The sequence below is a fragment of the Dactylosporangium sp. NBC_01737 genome (assembly GCF_035963215.1).
Classification (GTDB): domain Bacteria; phylum Actinomycetota; class Actinomycetes; order Mycobacteriales; family Micromonosporaceae; genus Dactylosporangium.
In genome coordinates this window covers 496820-517054 of sequence record NZ_CP109153.1, presented here as the reverse complement: position 1 = coordinate 517054, position 20235 = coordinate 496820, and the positions used below count along the sequence as shown (strand labels likewise).

At 71.8% G+C, this 20235-nt stretch carries 18 protein-coding genes and 1 pseudogene; 9 read left to right on the top strand and 10 right to left on the bottom strand.

The window, feature by feature from the left end:
- Window positions 1-43: 43 nt before the first annotated feature.
- Genes OHA72_RS02370 through OHA72_RS02360 form a run of 3 tightly spaced genes read left to right on the top strand, consistent with a single transcriptional unit; the run spans window position 44 to window position 3307 of the window.
- Window positions 44-685, top strand: coding sequence for a Dps family protein (locus tag OHA72_RS02370; RefSeq protein ID WP_327006223.1), 642 nt, complete (start codon window positions 44-46; stop codon window positions 683-685).
- A gap of 22 nt (window positions 686-707) precedes the next feature.
- On the top strand, window positions 708-2105 hold the full coding sequence (locus OHA72_RS02365) for an Hsp70 family protein (RefSeq protein ID WP_327006222.1): 1398 nt from the start codon (window positions 708-710) through the stop codon (window positions 2103-2105).
- Window positions 2015-3307 carry a hypothetical protein gene (locus tag OHA72_RS02360; protein WP_327006221.1) on the top strand — a complete coding sequence of 431 codons (1293 nt, stop codon included), beginning with the start codon at window positions 2015-2017 and terminating at the stop codon, window positions 3305-3307. The genes OHA72_RS02365 and OHA72_RS02360 overlap by 91 nt, the downstream gene beginning before the upstream one ends.
- 2 nt (window positions 3308-3309) lie before the next feature.
- Here OHA72_RS02360 and fabG read toward each other — a convergent pair whose 3' ends face one another.
- The 8 genes from fabG to hisN all read right to left on the bottom strand — a co-directional run bounded on the left by fabG (window position 3310) and on the right by hisN (window position 13191).
- Window positions 3310-4047: a 3-oxoacyl-ACP reductase FabG gene (gene fabG, locus OHA72_RS02355; protein WP_327006220.1), complete on the bottom strand. Its 738-nt coding sequence runs from the start codon at window positions 4045-4047 to the stop codon at window positions 3310-3312.
- Between the two features lie 8 nt (window positions 4048-4055).
- Window positions 4056-5216 carry a thiolase family protein gene (locus OHA72_RS02350; RefSeq protein ID WP_327006219.1) on the bottom strand — a complete coding sequence of 387 codons (1161 nt, stop codon included), beginning with the start codon at window positions 5214-5216 and terminating at the stop codon, window positions 4056-4058.
- A gap of 29 nt (window positions 5217-5245) precedes the next feature.
- Entirely contained in the window at window positions 5246-5629 is a 384-nt protein-coding gene (locus OHA72_RS02345) for a YybH family protein (protein WP_327006218.1), read from the bottom strand.
- The gene (locus OHA72_RS02340; RefSeq protein WP_327006217.1) at window positions 5626-6885 is read right to left on the bottom strand and encodes an MFS transporter; all 1260 of its coding nucleotides are present in this window, start codon (window positions 6883-6885) and stop codon (window positions 5626-5628) included. Before OHA72_RS02340 ends, OHA72_RS02345 begins: the two co-directional genes overlap by 4 nt.
- A complete protein-coding gene (locus OHA72_RS02335) occupies window positions 6885-8129 on the bottom strand; it encodes an aminotransferase class I/II-fold pyridoxal phosphate-dependent enzyme (RefSeq protein WP_327006216.1) in 1245 nt (414 codons plus the stop codon). Before OHA72_RS02335 ends, OHA72_RS02340 begins: the two co-directional genes overlap by 1 nt.
- Before the next feature lie 109 nt (window positions 8130-8238).
- The gene (locus OHA72_RS02330; protein ID WP_327006215.1) at window positions 8239-11247 is read right to left on the bottom strand and encodes a putative bifunctional diguanylate cyclase/phosphodiesterase; all 3009 of its coding nucleotides are present in this window, start codon (window positions 11245-11247) and stop codon (window positions 8239-8241) included.
- Between the two features lie 167 nt (window positions 11248-11414).
- Window positions 11415-12290 carry a hypothetical protein gene (locus tag OHA72_RS02325; RefSeq protein ID WP_327011421.1) on the bottom strand — a complete coding sequence of 292 codons (876 nt, stop codon included), beginning with the start codon at window positions 12288-12290 and terminating at the stop codon, window positions 11415-11417.
- An 82-nt stretch (window positions 12291-12372) separates the two neighbouring features.
- Window positions 12373-13191, bottom strand: coding sequence for a histidinol-phosphatase (gene hisN / locus OHA72_RS02320; protein WP_327006214.1), 819 nt, complete (start codon window positions 13189-13191; stop codon window positions 12373-12375).
- Window positions 13192-13243: 52 nt separating this feature from the next.
- On the opposite strand from hisN, the gene OHA72_RS02315 reads away from it, so the two are divergent.
- A complete protein-coding gene (locus OHA72_RS02315) occupies window positions 13244-13876 on the top strand; it encodes a DUF2087 domain-containing protein (RefSeq protein ID WP_327006213.1) in 633 nt (210 codons plus the stop codon).
- A 9-nt stretch (window positions 13877-13885) separates the two neighbouring features.
- Here OHA72_RS02315 and rsgA read toward each other — a convergent pair.
- Together rsgA and aroA are read right to left on the bottom strand one after the other, a co-directional pair.
- Window positions 13886-14904: pseudogene (rsgA, locus tag OHA72_RS02310) on the bottom strand (ribosome small subunit-dependent GTPase A).
- Window positions 14856-16169: a 3-phosphoshikimate 1-carboxyvinyltransferase gene (gene aroA, locus OHA72_RS02305; protein WP_327006212.1), complete on the bottom strand. Its 1314-nt coding sequence runs from the start codon at window positions 16167-16169 to the stop codon at window positions 14856-14858. Before aroA ends, rsgA begins: the two are co-directional and overlap by 49 nt.
- Window positions 16170-16259: 90 nt before the next feature.
- On the opposite strand from aroA, the gene OHA72_RS02300 reads away from it, so the two are divergent.
- From OHA72_RS02300 to rsrA, 5 genes are all read left to right on the top strand, one after another.
- On the top strand, window positions 16260-16979 hold the full coding sequence (locus OHA72_RS02300; RefSeq protein WP_327006211.1) for an SOS response-associated peptidase: 720 nt from the start codon (window positions 16260-16262) through the stop codon (window positions 16977-16979).
- Window positions 16980-17146: 167 nt separating this feature from the next.
- Window positions 17147-17593 (top strand): WhiB family transcriptional regulator, encoded by a 447-nt coding sequence (locus OHA72_RS02295; protein WP_327006210.1) that lies wholly within the window; start codon window positions 17147-17149, stop codon window positions 17591-17593.
- A complete protein-coding gene (locus OHA72_RS02290) occupies window positions 17590-18240 on the top strand; it encodes an alpha/beta hydrolase family protein (RefSeq protein ID WP_442788693.1) in 651 nt (216 codons plus the stop codon). The genes OHA72_RS02295 and OHA72_RS02290 overlap by 4 nt, the downstream gene beginning before the upstream one ends.
- Before the next feature lie 415 nt (window positions 18241-18655).
- Window positions 18656-19258: a sigma-70 family RNA polymerase sigma factor gene (locus tag OHA72_RS02285; RefSeq protein WP_033358435.1), complete on the top strand. Its 603-nt coding sequence runs from the start codon at window positions 18656-18658 to the stop codon at window positions 19256-19258.
- Window positions 19259-19263: 5 nt separating this feature from the next.
- On the top strand, window positions 19264-19548 hold the full coding sequence (rsrA, locus tag OHA72_RS02280; protein WP_327006208.1) for a mycothiol system anti-sigma-R factor: 285 nt from the start codon (window positions 19264-19266) through the stop codon (window positions 19546-19548).
- The last annotated feature ends 687 nt before the right edge of the window (window positions 19549-20235 follow it).

Sequence of the window (20235 nt, the reverse complement as noted above, 5' to 3'; positions counted from 1 at the left end):
CCCGGGTGAGGTTCGCCCCGGCGGAGGAGGGCAGAGCGCCACCATGCCACCAGCGAAGAGCGCCGCGCCAGCGGCGAAGAAGAAGGGCAGCCAGCCGTGGCTGCACCAGCAGGGCCGGGAGATCCAGCGGTTTGGCTCGATCCGCCAGTTCCCGATAGCGCTGCCCGCGGACGCCCGGATGTACTCCTGCGAGCGGCTCAACCAGGTCCTCGCCGACACCCAGATCCTCTACGCGCTGTACAAGAAGCACCATTGGCTGATGCGCGGCCCGACCTTCTACCAGCTGCACCTGCTGCTCGACAAGCACGCGGGCGAGCAGCTGGAGCTGGTCGACGCGGTCGCCGAGCGGGTGCAGACCCTGGGCGGGATCGCGGTCGGCGACCCCCGGCACGTCGCGGAGCTCACGCGGGTACCGCGGCCGCCGGACGGTGCCGAGGAGGTGCCGGCGATGCTGTCGCGGCTGCTGGAGGCGCACGAGATGATCCTGGTCGAGGCGCACGACGCCGCGGCGAAGACGGTCACGATGGGCGATGACGGCACCAGTGACCTGCTGGTCTCCCAGGTGATCCGCACCGGTGAGCTGCAGGCGTGGTTCCTGGCCGAGCACCTCGTCGACACCCCGCTCGTGCAGACCGACGAGACCATCAAGGAGGTCACAAAGACGGGAGGTAGCGGCAGGCGTTGATGGCAGGGGTTACCGTGTCGGCGTGACGAGGCAATCCGACTCGCAGTTGGGCGTCGACCTGGGGACCACCCACACGGTTGCGGCGCTGACCTCTGCCGACGGTCGCAGCCAGCCCCTGTTGTTCGATGCGAGCTTCCTGCTGCCGTCGTCGGTGTTCGCGGAGGCCGACGGGCACCTGCTCACCGGCAAGGACGCGGAGCGCAGCGCCCGGCTCGACCCGAGCCGCTTCGAGCCCAACCCGAAGCGCCGCATCGACGACGGCACGGTGCTGCTCGGCGCCCGCGAGTATCCGGTGTCGGACCTGCTCGCGGCCGTCCTGCGGCGCACCGCCGACGAGGCGTCGCGGGTGCTCGGCATCATGCCCGTGCGCACGGTGCTGACCTACCCGGCCAACTGGGCGACCCACCGCCGGTCCGTCCTCGCCGACGCCGCGGCCCGCGCGGGCATGCCGGCGCCGATCCTGGTGCCCGAGCCGATCGCGGCCGCCGCCTACTTCACCACCGTCATGGGGCGGCAGATCCCGCCCGGCGGGGTCCTGGTGGTGTACGACTTCGGCGGCGGCACCTTCGACACCTCCGTCCTGCGGCGACGCCCGGACGGCGGGTGGGACGTCCTCGCCAGCGACGGCCTGCCCGACGTGGGCGGGGTCGACCTCGACGCGGCGCTGCTCACCGACGTCGGCCGCAGTCTCGCGATGGGCGACGCCGACCGGTGGCGGCAGCTCACCGACCCCGCCGACGACATCTCCCGCCGCCGCAGCTTCCTGCTGCGCGAGGACGTGCGCACCGCGAAGGAGCAGCTGTCGCGCACCTCGTCCGCGGGGGTGCACGTGCCGCTGTTCGAGGTCGATCTGCACGTCACGCGCGCGGAGTTCGAGCAGGTCTCCCGGCCGTACCTGCAGCGCACCGTCGACCTGACCGCCAACACGCTGCAGCGCGCGGGCGTGCGCCCCGACCAGATCGCCGGGATGTTCCTGGTCGGCGGGTCGAGCCGCATCCCGATGGTCAGCACCCTGCTGCACCAGCGACTCGGCGTCGCCCCCACGATCATCGAGCAGCCGGAGCTGGTGGTGGCCCTCGGCAGCGCGATCGCCGCGATGCCGAGCCGCCCGGCGCCCATGGCAGGGCCGCAGTCCGGGCCGCGCCCGCCGGGCATGGGCGCCCCGATGGGAGTCCCGGTCTCCGGTCCGGCCGGTGCCGTCGCCGCGGCCGCCGGGATGGGTGCGGCGGCGCCCGTGTCCGCGCCGGTGCCCGGTCCGATGTCGCCGGCCGGGTCGGCGTCGTCCCCGCCCACGTGGATCGGCGGCCTCCGCCGTCATCCGGTGTCCCCGTGTCGGCGCCGCCGACCAGCGGCATGCCGCACAGCGCACCCCCGGCCAGCGGGCCGCCGGTCTCCCCGGCGGCCGGTCCGGGCTTCCTGACGGCGGCCCCCGGCGGTTTCCCGACCGCGGCACCGGGTGGTTTCCCGCCCGCCGGTGCGTTCACGCCGCCCGGCGGGCCCACCGCGGGCTTCGGTGCCCAGCCGCCGTCGGCACCGACGGCCCAGTTCGGTCACGTCGGCGCCCCCGCGACGCCGGGCGCCCCGCCGGGGACGGGCCTGCCGCCGTTCGGCCCGCCGCCGCCCAGAAGGCCGAACAGCAGCGGCGGCGGCAAGACGGCGATCGTCGTCGGCGTCGCGCTGGTCCTGGTCCTGCTGCTCGGCATCGGCGGCGTCGCCACCTACCGCGCCGTCAGCGACGACAAGGCCACCGACAACCCGACCACCAGCGCCACCGGCAACCGGGGCGGCGGCAGCGGCGCCACCGGCAACGCGGCCGGTCCTGCCTCCACCAAGGACGCCAAGCCGGGCGCGAAGCAGCAGACCGTCGAGATCAACAAGGCGGTCTGGTACGGCCAGGTCAAGCTCATCTTCGGCAAGATGGTGTACGACGCCGAGGCCGACGACGACCCGCTGGTCGCCGAGGTGCAGATGGAGAACCTCGGCGACGACACCGTGCAGTCCTACGGCGTGCGGATGTCGTTCCAGCTCGACGGCCAGGAGTACTCGGGCTCGTTCAAGGAGTCCTCGCAGGTCTCCGGCGGGCAGAAGAGCAACTTCCACGTCTCCTTCGCGGTGTACGACCCGCTGAAGGTCAGCATCGGCGCCGGGACGCTGCTGATCGGCGACGGCAAGGAGGCACAGGCCAAGATCCCGCTCGGCGGCGGCGAGGTCGTCGCCTACGAGCCGGTCAACGTGCTCAAGGACAAGAAGGTCACCATCCACGACCTCGAGGTCACGTTCACCACCTGCGACGTGCGCGGCGGCTTCCTGGACTACAACGGCCAGGCGCTCAAGGAGAACCGGGTGTTCACCTGCAAGCTCGACATCCGCTACAACGGCAAGAGCAGCGAATACGTCGGGGCCGAGCACTTCCGGCTGGGGCTGCCCGACGGCACCGAGGTCGCCCCGAAGACCGCGCCGAACGAGGCGATGTCGTCCGGCTCGGAGAACCTGGCGCCGGCCCGCAACCTCGGCTTCCAGTTCAAGTACGTGCCCGGCACGTACAAGCTGCGCGTGGTCGACATCGCGGGCGACGCCAGGAAACCCTCTGACGTCGCCGAGCTGGACGTCACCGTCAAGTAGGGCTAGCGGGCGCCGCCGTTGACGTAGAGGGTCTGGCCGGAGACGTAGGAGGCCTCGTCGCTGGCCAGGAACGCGATGACGGCGGCGACCTCCTCGGGCCGGCCGACCCGGCGCAGCGGCGTGCGCGCCGCGACCTCCTTCTGGTGGTCCTCCGGGGTGCTGCCGACCCGTGACGCGGTGGCGGCGGTCATCGGTGTGGCGATGTAGCCGGGCGCGACGGCGTTGACGGTGATGCCGTACGGGCCGAGCTCGATGGCGAGCGTCGCGGTGAGGCCCTGCACGCCGGCCTTCGCCGCGGCGTAGTTGACCTGGCCGCGGTTGCCGAGCGCGGAGCGGCTGCTGAGGTTGACGATGCGACCCGAGCGGGCCGGCACCATGTGCCGCTGCGCGGCGTGGCAGCACAGGAACATGCTGGTCAGGTTGGTGGTCAGGACCGAGCTCCACTCCTCGACCGGCATCTTGAACAGCAGGTTGTCGCGGGTGATGCCGGCGTTGTTGACGAGGATGTCGAGCGAGCCGAGGTCTTCGACGACGGCGTCGAAGGTGCGGTCGACGGCGCTCTGGTCGGTGACGTCGCAGGAGTACGCGGTGCCGACCCCGTCCGGCACCCGGGCCGCGTCGAGGTCGAGCAGCGCGACGCGGGCGCCCTGGGACGCGAGCAGGCGGGCGGTCGCGAGGCCGATGCCCTGCGCCGCGCCGGTGACGACGGCGGTCTTGCCGGCGAATCTGGGCGGTGTCACGGTTCGAATCACCTTTCGACGAGGACGGCGGTGCCCTGCCCGACACCGACGCACATGGTGGCGAGGCCGCGGGTCGCGCCGGTGCGGCGCATGCGGTGCAGCAGGGTGGTCAGGATGCGGGCGCCGGAGCAGCCCAGGGGGTGCCCGAGCGCGATCGCGCCGCCGGACGGGTTGACGATCGCGGGGTCCAGGCCGAGCTGGTCGGTGACGGCGATCGCCTGCGCGGCGAAGGCCTCGTTGAGCTCGGCGGACTGCACGTCGCCGAGCTTCCAGCCGCTGCGGGCCAGGACCCGGCCGGTGGCGGGGACCGGGCCGATGCCCATCACGTCGGGGTGCACGCCGGCGGAGGCGCCGGCGACGTAGCGGCCCAGCGGCTCCAGGTCGAGCTCGCGCAGCGCGTCCTCGCTGACCAGGAGCAGGCCGGCGGCGCCGTCGTTGAGCGGGGAGGAGTTGCCGGCGGTGACGGTGCCGCCGGCCTTGAAGACCGGTTTGAGGTTGCCGAGCTTGGCGAGGCTGGTGTCGGCGCGGATGCCCTCGTCGGCGGTGACGCCGTCCACCGGGATGATCTCATCGGCGAAGTCACCGGCGTCGCGGGCCGCGGCGGCGAGCTGGTGGCTGCGCAGCGCGAACGCGTCCTGCCGGTCGCGGGACACGTCGTAGCGGGCGGCGACCTCCTCGGCGGTCTCACCCATCGACAGCAGCCCGTGCAGGTCCTTCATCAGCGGGTTGACCAGGCGCCAGCCGAGCCGGGTGTCGGCGATCGCCATCGCGTTGGGCAGGGCGTCGTCGGGGCGGGGCAGCACGAACGGCGCGCGGCTCATCGACTCGGACCCGCCGGCGACGACCACGTCGGCCTCGCCCGCGGCGATGGTGCGGGCGGCGACGGTGACCGCCTCCATGCCGGACGCGCAGAGCCGGTTGACGGTGGCGCCGGGCACCGACTCGGGCAGCCCGGCGAGCAGGACCGCCATCCGGGCGACGTTGCGGTTGTCCTCGCCGGCCTGGTTGGCCGCGCCCCAGTAGACCTCGTCGACGCGGGCGGGATCGATGCCCTCGACCAGGGTCCGGATCACGGTGGCGGCGAGGTCGTCGGGCCGGATGTGCGAGAGGCCGCCGCGCAGCTTCCCGATGGGGGTGCGCCTGGCGGCGGCGAAGTAGACGGCACGCATACCCTGAAACTAACACTGTTAGTCTGGCCTTAGGTAGGCTCCGCGCCCTGTACGGCCCGCCACAGCCAGACCCCCGACGCGCGGCGCGACAGCAACCCCGTCACCCGGTAGGGGAACGGGGTCACCGACCCGTTCCCGTGGTGCTCCTCCCCGTCGGCCTCGGCCAGGACGAACGCCCCGCCGGGCACGGTGTGCACGGTCGCGGCGGTGGCCTGCCAGCTGTAGGACTGCGGCCGGGCGAAGAGGCTCCCGAGGAGCTTCTCGATCGATACCCGGCCGGTGGCCGACTCGCCGGCCTCGCTGCCGACGTAGGTGATGTCGTCGTCGGGCACGAAGCACGCCAGCACCGCGGACACGTCCCGCGACAGGAACGCCATGCCGAGCCGGTCCACCATCTCGATGGGGTCACTCACGTAGGGTTCACCGCCAGTCGCCCGGGTGAGCGCATGCCCGGCAGGAAGAGGAACGCGAACGTGACGATCGCGCCGAGGACGCCCGCGCCGACGAGGGTGTTCTGCACGCCGATCGCGGAGGCCACCGGCGCGGCCATGGCGTAGGACAGCGGGACCAGCGCGATCGAGATGAACCAGTCGACGCTGGAGACCCGGCCGAGCAGCTCCTCCGGCACGAGCTTCTGCTTCGCCGTCGCCCAGGCGATGGTGCCGGCCGCTTCGAGGCCGTTGACCAGGGCGCACGCGATGGCGAGGTGCCACGATGCGGTGGCCATGCCGTACCCCGCGACCGCTAGGGTCGCCAGGGTCCACGTGACGTAGATGAAGGGCATGTAGCGCCGCGGTACGCCACGCTGGCTGACGATCAGGGCCGCCGCGATGGCGCCGATGCCGCCGCTGGCGAGGACCAGGCCGAGGTCGCCGGCGCTGCCGTGCAGCTCGTTCTTCACCACGAACGGCAGCAGGACCTCGGTCGGGCCGATGAAGAGCAGGTAGGCGAAGGTCGCGGCGAGGAAGGTGCCCCACAGCCACACGTTGCCGCGGACGTAGTTCATGCCCTCCTTGAACTCCTCCCACACCGAGCCGGCATCCTCCCCCTGCGAGGAGGCCACCGGCCGCATCAGCCACAGGCAGGTGGCGGAGACTGCGAACGTGGCAGCGTCCAGCGCGAACGCCAACCCGCTACCCCCGATCGCGATCAGGATGCCGCCGATCGAGGGCCCGGCCATCTGCAGCGCCGCCGGCCGCACGAACTGGTCGAGGGCGTTGGCCTTGACCAGGTCCCGCTCGGGCACCAGCTGCGGCACGATCGAGTCGAAGGCCGGGCCGAAGAAGCCCGAGGCGGCCCCGTAGACCGCCACGAGCGCCACGATGTGCCACACCTGCACCACGCCGGTCAGGCTCAGCACCGTCAGGACCGTGAGCACCGCCCCCCGCACCAGGTCGGTGCACAGCATGATCTTCCGCCGGTCGAACCGGTCGCTGATCACCCCGCCGAACAGCAGCGTGGCGACCTGGGGCAGCGAGAGGGCGAACCCGACGACCGACATCGCCGCGGGCGCGCCGGACAGCGCGTACACCTGCCAGGCCAGCGCGACGAGCAGGATGCCGTCGCCGATCAGGGAGGTGCTCATCCCCGTCCACAGCAGGCGGAAGTCCCGCTGCCGGAGGGGGACGAGCAGCCCGGGAAGCTCGCGCGGGGCGCGGTGCCTGGCCATCAGGCGGCGTCTCGCAGCTGAGAACTGCCCGCCAGCTCGGTGAGCACGGTGTTGAGCTGGTCGAGCTCCTCGTCGGTGTTCGCGGCGGTCACCTGCACCCGGAACCCGACCTGGTCACGCGGGACCAGGGGGTATGCGGCGAGGGTGACGTAGATGCCCCGGTCCCACAGGAACTGACCGATCTCCTGGACGTCCTGACCGGCCGCGAGGGGCAGCTCGATGATCGGTGTGGTCCCGGTGTTCGGCGTGTACAGGCCGAGCGCCCGGACATGGTCGAGCACCTTCATCGTCTTGCGGTACAGGTCGGCGCGGATCTCGTCGCCGCGCTTCTCGTTGACGTCGAGACCGGCCATGACGGTGGCGAGCGACGCCGTCGGCGACGGGCCGGAGTACAGGTACGGCGGGGCGGCGACCTTCAGGTGGTTCTTCAGCCAGGTCGGCAGCGCCAGGAACGCCATCAGCGACGAGTACGACTTGGAGAAGCCGCCGACGAGCACGATGTTGTCGTAGGTCTCGCCGGCGTACCTGACGATCGCGTTGCCGCGGGAGCCGTAGGGCGAGGTCTCGGTCTCGGTGCGCTCGCCGATGACGCCGAAGCCGTGCGCCTCGTCGACGTAGAGCAGCGCGTCGTTCTCGCGGCAGACCTGGGCGAAGCGGGCCAGGTCCGGCGCGAGGCCGGTCATGCTGTTGACGCCGTCCATGGCGACCAGGCGGGTGACCCCGGCTGGGGCGGCCTTCAGCAGCTCCTCGAGGTGCTCGGGGTCGTTGGCGCGGAAGCGGGTGACGGTCGCGCCGAGGCCCTTGGCGTACATGCAGCCGTCGTAGATCGTCTTGTGCGACTGCGAGTCCAGGAAGATCATGCCCTGGCCGGCGAGGATCGGGATCACCGACATGTGGATGTGCGTGATCGTCGGCAGCAGCAGCGTGTCGGGGGCGCCGAGCAGCTCGGTGAGGCGCTCCTCGATCTCGACGTACGGCCGGGGGTTGCCCAGCAGCCGCGACCAGCTGGGGTGGGTGCCCCAGGTGCGGATGTACGGGTCGACCGCGTCCATGATCTCCGGCTCGAGGTCGAAGCCGAGGTAGTTGCACGAGGCGAAGTCAGACAGCCAGTGCTGGCCGACCCGGATGCGGCGGCCGGCGATCTCCTCGATCGTCGCGTCGTACATCGGGCTGCTCGTGCGCAGTCGCTCCAGGTCGGCCCATCGCCCGTCACGGCGGATGTAGCTGGCCTTGGTGCTGTGCATCGGGCTGACGGTCATTCCTGCTGCCTTTCGTCGAAGGGTGATGCAATCCATTGCAATGGACGCGCGGAGCCGCGGTGGGTCCGTTCCGGTTGCGGTCCGGTCAGGTGATTCAGGCCATTGCGGCGAAGGGCGCCGCCTTGGGGATCAGGGCGAACGCGTCCGGCTCGGACAGCGGTCGCGCGAAGAGGTAGCCCTGGCCGTACGGGCAGCCCATGTCGCGCAGCGCCTCGGCCTGCGCGGACTCCTCGACGCCCTCGGCGACGACCGCCAGGTTGAGCGTCTGGGCGAGGGTGACGATGGCGGTGACGACCGCCCGCTGCTGCTTGGACCCCAGCATGTCGTCGATGAACGATTTGTCGATCTTGAGCACGTCGATCGGCATGTGCTGCAGGTATGACAGCGACGAGTACCCGGTGCCGAAGTCGTCGATCGCGAGCCGGACACCCATCGCCCGCAGCGCGTCGAAGTCGGCCTTGACCTGCTCGTCGTTGCGCAGCAGGAGGCTCTCGGTGATCTCCAGCAGCAGCGTGCCGGGCTCCACCCCGGAGGCGCGCAGCAGCTGCCGGACCTCCTCGACGAAGCCTGGCGTGCGGAACTGCCTGACGGAGACGTTGACGCTGATGTAGCGCAATGCGCCCGGCGCCGTGGAGCGCTGCCAGCGCCCGACGGTGTTCAGCGCCTGCTGCAGCACCATCCGCCCCATCGGCACGATCAGGCCGCTCTCCTCGGCCACCTCGATGAAGTGGCCGGGCGCGATCATGCCCCTGGTCGGGTGGTTCCACCGCACCAGGGCCTCGAAGCCCAGCGGCGCGCCGGTGTCCAGGTCCACGATCGGCTGGTACTGCAGGACGAACTGCTGCTCCTTGACCGCCTGGTCGAGCGCGGCGCGCAGCTCCAGCCGCTCCAGCACGGCCGTGTGCAGGTCCGACTGGTAGCGGCGCCACTGGCCCTTGCCGGCGCCCTTCGCCACGTACAGCGCGAGGTCGGCCTGGCGCATCAGCTCCTCGGCGGAGCTCGCGTCGACGGTGGTGGACAGCCCGACACTGGAGATGCCGTTGACGTCCTGGCCGGCGATCTCGAACGGCTCGGCGAGCGCGAGGATGATCCGTTCCGCGGTGAGCTCCAGGTCGGTCATCGACTCGGCCTCGATCAGCGCGGCGAACTCGTCGCCGCCGAGCCGGGCGACCGTGTCGGTGTCGCGCAGCGCTCCGCTGATCCGCTCGCCGACCGCGATGAGCAGCGCGTCGCCGACCGCGTGGCCGAGCGTGTCGTTGACGATCTTGAAGTCGTCGAGGTCGATGAACAGGACCCCGACCAGGCCCTGATCGAGGTGCTGGTCGCGCTTGGAACGGGCCACCGCCTGCTCCACCCGGTCCTGGAACAGCACCCGGTTCGCCAGGCCCGTCAGGGCGTCGTGGAACGCCTGGCGGATCAGCTGCTCCTCCAGCTGGCGGCGCTCCGTCACGTCCCGCACGGTGAGCACCAGGCCGCCGACGGTCTGGTCGTCGCGCAGGTCGCGGCAGTCGACCTCGACCAGCAGGCCGATGCCGTCGACGCGCTCGGCGCGCAGGTCGATCTGGTTGTGTGCGTGCAGCCCGCCGCGGACCTGGGTGAGCAGCTCGGCGAGGCGGGGCCGCTCGTCGGCGGCGACGAACTCCCACAGCTCGAAGCCGGCGAGCCGCTCGTCGCCGAACACGGCGCCCGCGGACGGGCTCGCGTACTGGATGAGGTCGTGCTCGTCGACGATGAGGATCACGTCGGAGGTGTTGTGGATCAGCGTACGGAAGTAGGCCTCGCTGCTGCGCCGGTTGACCTCGGCGGTCAGCGTCATGCGCTCCAGGGCCATCGCCGCCTGCGACGCGAGCACCTCGAACGTGGTCTGCAACGCCTGCAGCGCCTCCGTCGGGGCGCCGACGTAGAGCATGTCGCGCTCGATGCCCAGCGGGTGGCGCAGGGCCGAGCTGTACTCGCGCAGCAGCTCCCGGACCGCCGGGTCGAGCCCGGACACCCGGACAAGGCCGGGGTCGTCGACGCGCTCGGCCCGCACCAGCACGACCGTGTGCGCGACACCGTCCGGCAGCAGCCGGTCCACGGCGTGGCGCACGGCGGCCATGGTCTCGGCGGCGTCGGCGGCCGAGACGAGGGTGGTGGTGGCCTCCCGCAGCTCCCGCTCGCGGGCCATGGACTGGCGGTGGTTGCCCATCACCCCGGCGAGGCGGGCGAGCACCAGCACGAACATGACGCCGGACATGACGGCGATGACGGCCGCGTCGCGGACCGTGCCGAGGCTCGCCTCGACCAGCAGCACCCCGGGCGCGATCAGCGACGCCGCGCCGAGCAGCGCGATGCGGCGCACGCCGACGTCGACGGTCTGCGACCTGGCCGGTTCGGTGAGCTCCACCATCGACGGGTGCAGCGCCGCCGCGGCCCACGCCGCGTAGCAGAGCACCCAGCCGAGGTCGGTCGGGCCGCCGACGTGCCAGGAGCCGTTGAGCTGGATCAGGCCGTACACGACGTCGGCGCCGAGCAGGCCGGTGGTGCCGACGCCCAGGATCACGATCGACGCGCTGCGGCGCGTGCCGCCGGTGATCAGCCGCGCGAACACCGCCAGGGTGAGCACGTCGCCGAGGGGGTAGGCGATGGAGACCAGCTTCTGCACCAGCGTCAGCTCGGTGCTGCGCACGTACGGGTCGATGAGGAAGATCCACGCCAGCAGCGCCAGGCCGATGGTGAGCGTCGTGGCGTCGAGCAGGCTGTCGCGGTCGTTGCGGCCGGTCCTGGACCGGATGAAGCCGAGCAGGCCGCCGGCGACGAGGGGGTACATCGCCAGGTACAGCACGTCGGAGAACGACGGGAACGGGTTGGTCATCCCGAACACGTCGGTGAGCAGGTTGTACAGGAAGTCGCCGGCCCCGAACGCGACCAGCGCCGCGGCCAGCAGCAGCCACGGCCAGCGCCGCCGGGGGCGGTGCACGACCACCCCGACGAGGACCCCGGCCGTGCTGGACAGGCCGATCGCGCCCCACCAGAGCATGTGCTGCCCGGGCCACAGGTAGAACGCCACGGTGAGCAGCGCCATCCAGGCCGCGAACCAGGTGCTGAGTGTGCGTGTCAGCAAGTCGTCCGCCTCCGTCCCGCTTGCCGTCAGACAAAACTCCGCGACTGACCAGATCGGTCGCGCGGTGATGGTCTGAACGAATACCGGGGTGCGGGTCGGGTCGGCTGTGTTGCCGCACGGTGTGCCCGAACGGCCGACACCACCCGTCAGGAGGGGGCGGTGTGGCGCTAGCGGCCGACGGGGCGCCTGGCGCTGACGGGGATCCCGCTGAGCACGAGGGTCTTCGCCTCGCGGGTGATCTGGTGGTGGTGCTGGGGCTCGGCGTAGAAGCTCAGGCCGATCACGCTGCCGAGGGTGACCACGAAGCCGGCCGCCACCAGCCACTCCTTGCCCGGCCAGACGCCGTCGCCGAGGAACAGCAGGCCGACCAGGGCGGCGGGGACGGCACCGGCCGCGTCCATGGCGGCGACCGCGGCGGTGGTCGAGCCGCGCTGCATCGCCAGGCCCAGCAGCAGCTGGCCGACGAGCGAATGGGCGATCAGCAGGTAGGACAGCGGGTCGGTGAAGAACTGGCCGAGGTTGTCGGCGGAGGCCAGAGGGCGCGACGCGACGGCCGCCGCGCCGAACGCGACGCCGGACAGCGCGCCGAGCGCCACCGAGCCGGGCGCGCCGTGCAGCCGGCAGGCGAAGAAGCCCACGACCGCGATGACGCCGAGCGCGGCGATGAGCCCGGCGACGCCGGCGGTGCCGAGCTGCCGGGACGGTGCGGGCTTCGCGGCGAGGACCAGCGCGGCGATGCCGAAGGCGAGCAGCACCAGCAGCGCGAGCTCGGTCCTGGGCAGCTTCCACTTGAGGATCAGCACGCCGAGCAGGGCGGTGACGCCGAGCCCGGCCGCCATGGCGGACTGCACCAGGAACAGCGGCAGATCCCGGCGGGCGAAGAAGGCGAGGGCGAAGCCGCCGAACTGGCAGGCGACCCCCACCAGGTAGGACTTGTGCCGGCCCAGCCGCAGCAGCAGCATCGGGTGGAACCCGTGGTGCAGGTCGGTGCGGGCGGCGGCGACGGACTGCAGCAGGTTGGCCACCCCGTAGGCAGCGATCATCGCGCCGAGGAAGAACCAACTCCAAGATGCCACCCGGAGAGGATAGACCCGGTTCGGGGCACTGGCATGCGGACTATTCGGTTTAGCCTGACAAACCGGACAATCTGGGATTGCCTAAACGGGTGAGAACGTCCTCGTGAAGGTGACCGTTCGTAGCGATCGCGCTGCCGCCACCCGGCCCCGGCTGCCCCTGCAGGTCGGTGAACGTGCCACCGGCCTCCGTGACGATCGGCACCAGCGCCGCGAGGTCCCACAGCGACAGCTCCGGCTCGACCATGATGTCCACGGCACCCTCGGCGAGCAGCATGTACCCGTAGAAGTCGCCGTACGCCCGCTGTCGCCACGTCCGGCGGGTCAGGTCGAGGATGCCGTTGAGCCGCCCCGCCTCCTCCCAGCCGCCCAGGTCCGAATAGCAGAAACTGGCGTCGGCGAGCCGGTCGACGCCGCTCACCCGGATCGGCGTCGCCGCGGCCGTGTGCCGCCCCGCATACGCACCGTGACCGAGCGCGCCCCACCAGCGCCGGCCCAGCGCCGGCGCCGACACTAGGCCGACCACCGGCTGGGAGCCCTCCATCAGAGCGATCAGCGTCGCCCAGATCGGCACCCCGCGGACGTAGTTCTTCGTGCCGTCGATCGGGTCGATCACCCACTGCCGCGTCCCGGGGCCGGCGGCGGCCTCCGTCGCCCCGTACTCCTCGCCCAGCACCCCGTCGCGCGGCCTGGCCCGCTGCAGCGTGGCCCGCAACGCCTTCTCCACCGCCGTGTCCGCCTCCGTCACCGGGGTCAGGTCCGGCTTCGTCGACACGTGCAGATCCACGGCCCGGAACCGGGGAACGGCGATCGCGTCCGCGGTGTCGGCAAGCATATGAGCGAGGGCCAGATCGTCCGCGTAACGCGCCATGCGCGGAAACTTAGCCGACGATCGCCATCTTCTGGCAGTACTGTCGCCGTTTGTGAGCAGTCACCAGCCGCCCCACCGCTCCGCGGCGGGTCCCGCCGGGGGATTCTCACCCCGGACCCCCGATGCGCCGCACGCGGCGCACACCGCGACGTCGCCTGCCGCGCTGTGCGGCCTTCTCGCCGAAGAGGACCGGCTCCGCGTCTACGCCGCCGTGGTGCTCGGTGCGCCGGGTCCCACCGCGATCGAGTCCGCGACCGGCCTGCCGGCCCGCACCGTCGCCGCCGCCGTCCGCCGCCTCCAGCAGGGCGGCCTGCTGGCCGTCGTCGATGGCGTCCTGTGCGCCGACGTCGAGGTCTTCAAGGACTCCGTCCGCGCCAACGCCGCGGCCCCGGCCGCCGTCGAGCCCATGGACGCCGACCGCCAGCGGGACCAGATCCTGCGCACCTTCATCGTCGACGGCCGCCTGGCCCAGATGCCCGCCGCGCACGGCAAGCGCATGGTGGTCCTGGAGCACATCGCCGCCGCGTTCGAGCCCGGCGTCCGGTATCCGGAGCGCGAGGTCAACGCGGTGCTGCGGGCCTGGTTCGAGGACTACGCCGCCCTGCGCCGCTACCTGGTCGACAGCGACCTGCTCTCCCGCGCCGACGGCACCTACTGGCGCACCGGCGGCCCGGTCACCCTGTAACCCCGGGCTTCATGCCTCCGGGGACTCCACGGTCTCCTGCGGGTCGGGGGAGCCCTCCTTGGAGGCGAGGAGCCGGCGGAACGAGGCGAGCCGCCGCGCGTCCGCGCCGCCCTCGGCGACCAGCATGTCCAGGCCGCACTCGCCGCCGGCGCCGGTGTGATCGCAGTTGGGCGCGCACCGGGTCGACGCCTCGACCAGGTCGAGCCGGCGTCCTCCGCCCTGCCGGCCGGCAGGCGCAGCGCCACAGCGCTGGTGGACGTGTGCCGGCCCTTGCCGACGGCGCTGACCACGCCGACCGCGCGGTCCGTGCCCGGCACGAGCCGGTTGACGAGCGTGGACTTGCCGACGCCGGAGTGCCCGATCATCACCGAGACCCGGCCGCGCAGCGCGGTGACCAGGTCGTCCAGCGGCGCGTCGGGGCGGCACAGGACATACGGCAGGTCAAGCTCGGAGTAGTAGTCGAGCACCGCGGCGGGCCCCGCGAGGTCACCCTTGGTGAGGCACAGCAGCGGCTCGATCTCCGCGTCGTACGCGGCGACGAGGCACCGGTCGATGAACCCGGTCCGCGGCGGCGGGTCGTGCAGCGAGTTGACGATGACGAGCTGCTCGGCGTTGGCGACGACGACGCGCTCGAAGCGGCCCTCGGTGGTGCCCTCCTCGTCGTCCGCGGTGCGCATCAGGACCGACCGGCGGTCGTCGATGCGCACGATGCGGGCGAGGGTGTCGGGCCGGCCGGTGACGTCGCCGACGATCTGGACGTTGTCGCCGACGACCACGCCGCGGCGGCCCAGCTCGCGGGCCCGCATCGCGGTGACCACGGCGTCGGTGTCGGCGACGTGGCAGGTGTACCGGCCGCGGTCGACCGCCACGACGAACCCCTCGACGGCGTCGCTGTGCTTGGGGCGGGTGCGCGTGCGGGGTCGCGAGGACCGGCTCGGGCGGACCCGGACGTCATCCTCGTCGTACTCGCGCTTGCGCGTCAGTCCTGCCCCCCAAACGATCCCGTGCCGTCCACCATCGTTGACCATAGCCGGGGAAATTCCGGCAGTGTCTTCGCGGTGCATGTCACGTCGTCGAGGTGCACCCCGTTGACGGCGAGCCCGACGACGGCTGCGGCGTGCGCGAGGCGGTGGTCGTCGTGGGTGGCGAACGTGGTGCCGCGCAGCGGGCGGGGCCGGATCCGCAGGCCGTCGTGGTCCTTCGCCACATCGGCGCCGAGGCTCGTCAGGCCCGTGACGAGCGCGGCGATCCGATCGGTCTCGTGCGTGCCCAGGTGGGCGATGCCGTACAGGTACGAGGGGGAGTCCGCGACGGCGGCGAGCGCGGCGAGCACCGGCGCCAGCTCCGCGACGTCGGTCAGGTCCGCGGTGAGGCCGTGGACGGTGCCGGTCCCCCGCATCACCAGGCCCTGCCGGGTGAGCGTGGGTGAGCCGCCCATCTGCCGCAGCAGGTCCAGCAGGCGCCCGCCGGGCTGGACGCCGGAGCGCGGCGGCCAGCCGGCGACGGTCACGGTGCCGCCGGTGATGAGCGCCGCGGCGAGGAACGGCGCGGCGCCCAGCAGGTCGGGCTCGATGTCCCAGGCGCGGCCGTTGAGCCGGCCCGGCTCGACGACCCAGACGTCTGGCCTGCTGTCGTCGATGCCGGCGCCGGCGGCGCGCAGCATCTGCACCGTCATGCGCAGGTGCGGCGCGCGCGGCACCGGCGGGCCGGCATGGCGCACCACGACGCCCCGGTCGAACTCCGGCGCGGACAGCAGCAGCCCCGAGAGCAGCTGACTGGAGGCGGACGCGTCGATGGTCACCTCGCCCCCGGTGACGCGGCCGATGCCGTGCACCGTCAGCGGCAGGCCCGTGGCGTAGTCGACCCGGGCGCCCAGGTAGCGCAGCGCGCCGATCAGCGGCGCCATCGGCCGGGTACGGGTGCGCTCGTCGCCGTCGAACGTGACCGCACCGTCGGCGAGCCCGGCGACCGGCGGCAGGAACCGCAGCACCGTGCCGGCGGCCCCGACGTCGACCCGGGCGGGCCCGCCGAGGGGACGGGGCCGCAACAGCCACAGGTTGTCGTCGGAGGTGGACACGTGGCAGCCCATGGCGCGCAGGCCGGCGGCCATGAGCTCGGTGTCACGGGCCCGCAGCGGTGCGCGCAGGGTGCTGGCACCGAGGGACAGCGCGCCGAGGACCAGGGCTCTTGCCGTCATCGACTTCGAACCGGGCAGTCGCACGGTGGCCGTGACCGGACCCGACGCGGTCGGTGCGGTCCAGGGGACGTATGCGGGGGCGGTCAGGTTCGGCACGCGTTCAGTGTGCGGGTCGTTTCGTTGGGTAGCGACGGTTGACAATGCGCCGTTCGCGGAGTCACAGCCGGTCTCGGTACCGTAATGGGCATGTGTGGTCGGTATGCGACATCCCGCAGCAACGTTGACCTGAGCGCGCTGTTCGAGGCGGCGGACGAGACGGACGGGCTCGAGCCGGACTACAACGTCGCGCCGACGGACCAGGTGCCCGTGGTGCGCGTCTCCCAGTCCGCCGGCGTCCGGGTGCTGAGCTCCGCGCGCTGGGGCCTCGTGCCACCGTGGGCACCCGACCTGAAGGCCGGCGCCCGGATGATCAACGCCCGGTCGGAGACGGTCGCGGACTCCAAGGCGTTCGCCCAGTCCTTCGCCAAGCGGCGCTGTCTCGTCCCGGCCGACGGCTGGTTCGAATGGGTCCGCGGCGAGGGCAAGGCGAAGCAGGCCTATTTCATGACGCTCGGTGACGAGGAGCCGTGCGTGTTCGCCGGAATCTGGACGGTCTGGGGGAAAGGTGACGGCCGGGTGCTCACGTGCAGCATCATCACCGCGCCCGCCGTCGACGATCTGGCGCTCATTCACGACCGCATGCCCCTGGTGCTGCCGCGGTCGCGGTGGGAGGAGTGGCTGGAGGCCCCCGTCGATGAGCGGCTCCTCGCGCCGACGCCGTCCGAGCACGTTGCGCGGCTGGAGCTGCGCCCCGTCGGCGCGCGGGTGGGTGACGTGCGCAACGACGGCCGTGATTTGCTCGACCGGGTGCCCGCGGCGGCGCTGCGGCCGGGCGATGTGGAACCGATCGATCTGACCCTCTTTTAGGCCCTACGTCCAATTCATCCCCGGCAGAATTTGACGATCGGCGTGAAAACTCTTGTATTTGCAGGTGTTTGTGCGATAGAACACAGCGCCGGTAGGTCAATGTCGGATGGGGGCATCCCGACGTTTTCCTGCCTAGTGTTCGTTTGACCCACGGGGGAGGTGGGTGTATGACCCGGGCGAGGATGCCACGCCCGCATGAGGTCGCTGCCGCCAAGCGCGATCCGCGTCTGTTGCGCGCTGTTCGCGAGCAACAGGGCGATGATGCCTGGCGGACACGCGGCGCGTGCCAAACCGTTGATCCGGAGACGTTCTTTCCGGCCCCGAGTGAACCCGCCGACGCTGCCGTCGCGTTGTGCCGGACCTGCGACGTCCAGGGCGCTTGTCTCGCCTGGGCGCTGGAGGTCGGCGACTGCCACGGGGTGTGGGGAGCGACCACGCCGCGTGAGCGGCGTGCGATGCTCGTCGCATGGCGCAGCGACGTGCCCAATCCCAGCCTGACCGGCCCGGCGCCGGTCCCGGAGCATCGGATGGGCCCAGTGGTGTGCCTGCCGCTGCTGCCGATCCAGCGCGTGGGCCGCACCGACCGGAAGGATCCGGTGGGAGTGGCCGGCTGACCGGCAGACCGAGCCGGTCGCGAGCGAAGCGGTCACTCAGGGGGCAGGAGTGCGAGACCCCGCACGGGGTCGCGCAATACTCCCTCGACGTGCCCGCCGGATACACGGGGACACTGCTCGTCCTGGGCCACGGCGCCGGCGGAGACGTCGACGCCGTGGACCTGGCGGCGGTCCGTGCCGCCGTGCTCGCCGCTGGTGCCGGGGTGGCGATGGTGACCCAGCCCTACCGGGTCGCCGGTGCCCGCCGCCCGCCGGCGCCCGCCAGGCAGCTCGACGCCGCCTGGCTCGCCGTCGTCGCCGAGTTGCGCCGCAGAGTGGCGGTCGACTCGCTCGTCGTCGGCGGCCGCTCCAGCGGCGCCAGGGTCGCGTGCCGCACCGCGGCCGAGGCCGGCGCCGACCGGATCCTGGCGCTCGCGTTCCCGCTGCACCCGCCCGGCCGCCCGGAGGTCACCCGGGCGGATGAACTGCGCACCGGCGTGCCGACACTGGTGCTCAACGGCGACCGGGATCCCTTCGGCGTGCCCGAGCCGCTGCCGACGGTCCACGTCGAGGTGCTCGCCGGGGAGACCCACGCCCTGTCGAAGGCGCCGCAACTGCTCGCACAGATCGCCGTGGCGTTCGTCACCACCCCGGGAATCGCTCGTTGAACAGCCTGTGACCGGTGCAAACCGGACACACTCTCCACACCGCGGACCGATGTCGTTCCGCAACCTCCCAGGCCCTTCCTGTTCCCGGCGGCCGACCGGTCCCAATCCAAAAAGGCCGGCCGCCGGGGCAGGCGGGTAGGAATGGCCGCAGCGCCCCGGGTGTTACACCGACCGTGCGACGCTGCCGAGGCGCCGCCTGTGCAGGGGAGTCTTTCTCGTGGCCATTCTTGAGCGCGAGGATCAGCGCATTCGCGAGTTGCTGTTCAGCCCGTCGTGGCCTGCGGTGACGGACGCGGAGCCGGATCCTTCCTGGCAGCCGATCACCCGCGAGCGGTTGACGGGCGCCACAAACTCAGAAGTCGCTCAGCAACTCGGCGTATCCTCGTCAGGACGGTCGAGGGTTGGAGTCGCACGAGTGGTCAGCAGCGAGAGCGCGGTGCAGCAGCGCATCCGGTTCGAGCACGACGCGTTGCCCTTCATCGATCAGCTGTATGCGGCGGCCCTGCGCATGACGCGCAACCCCGCCGACGCGGAGGACCTCGTCCAGGAGACGTTCCTCAAGGCGTATGCGGCGTTCCACCAGTTCGAGACGGGCACCAACCTCAAGGCCTGGCTGTACCGCATCCTCACCAACACCTACATCAACTCCTATCGTCGACGGCAGCGCCAGCCCGTCCAGGCGCCGACCGAGGAGATCACCGACTGGCAGCTCGCCGAGGCCGAGTCGCACACGTCCAGCGGCCTGCGCTCCGCCGAGACCGAGGCCCTGGACCGGCTGCCCGACTCCGACGTCAAGGAGGCGCTGCAGTCGCTGCCGGAGGAGTTCCGGCTCGCCGTCTACCTCGCCGACGTCGAGGGCTTCTCCTACAAGGAGATCGCCGACATCATGAACACGCCCATCGGCACCGTGATGTCCCGCCTGCACCGTGGCCGGCGCAACCTGCGCCGCTCGCTCGAGACTTATGCTGCCGACCGGGGATTCACCCGCACCCCGTCCGCTGAGCCGAGCGAGGTCTGAGATCGATGAGCTGTGGAGACCCGCACGAGACCGACTGCGGTGACGTCCTCGCCGAGGTGTATCTCTACCTCGACCTGGAGTGCGCCGACGACCGCCGGTCCCTCATCCGCGACCACCTCGACGAGTGCTCGCCCTGCCTGCGCGAGTTCGGCATCGAGCAGGAGGTCAAGGCGCTCGTCGCCCGCTGCTGCGGCTCCGAGCTGGCGCCCGCCGAGCTCAAGGACCGCCTCCGGCTGAAGCTCTCCGAGCTGGTCGTCAACGCCGAGGCCCGCGAGCTGCGCACCGACTGACCGCCAGCAGCCGCGCCGGGTGTGCTGCCACCGCAGCCACCCGTCGCTGCGGCGGCAGCACAGTAGCCGCCTGGCGGGGTCGACGACTCCCGCGGTCGCCGTCCGGTTGGTGGCGCGCCACGCCGGCATGATCGAAGTCGTGACCGTCGATGACTGGACCGGGAGTGCCACGCTCCAGACGGCGATCTTCACCCCGCTGCTTGATCGAAGGACGGCCGTGGTCGCTGGGGCGGCCAGTGCTGTCCTTTGATCACGGTCGCAAGATCGTCTGTCGGCACCGAACCGCGGCCAATGGCAGGAACGCTGCCGTGCGCGTGCCTGCCGCCCGACGCCCGCCGTCCAATCAAGGTCGCAAGGTCACCCGCTGGTCGCGGGCGTGTCTGCTTCGTGCCGAAAGGTGCGATTGCAGGGGTGATGCCGGTGTGTGGGTCGCCGTTCGGGGTGGTCGCGCGCCACGCCGGCGTGATCGAAGTCGCGGGTTGGTCGCCCGGGCGGCGCCGACCTGTGCGGGGTTGTGTCAATCGGTGGTTCTGACGGGGTGGCGTCTCCGGATCGCGGGGAGGTCGTGACCATCGAGGACTGGACCCGGGAGTACCACGCTCCAGACGGCGATCCTCTCTCGCCCGCTTGATCGAAGGACGGCCGTGGTCGCCGGGGTGGCCAGTGCTGTCCTTTGATCACGGTCGC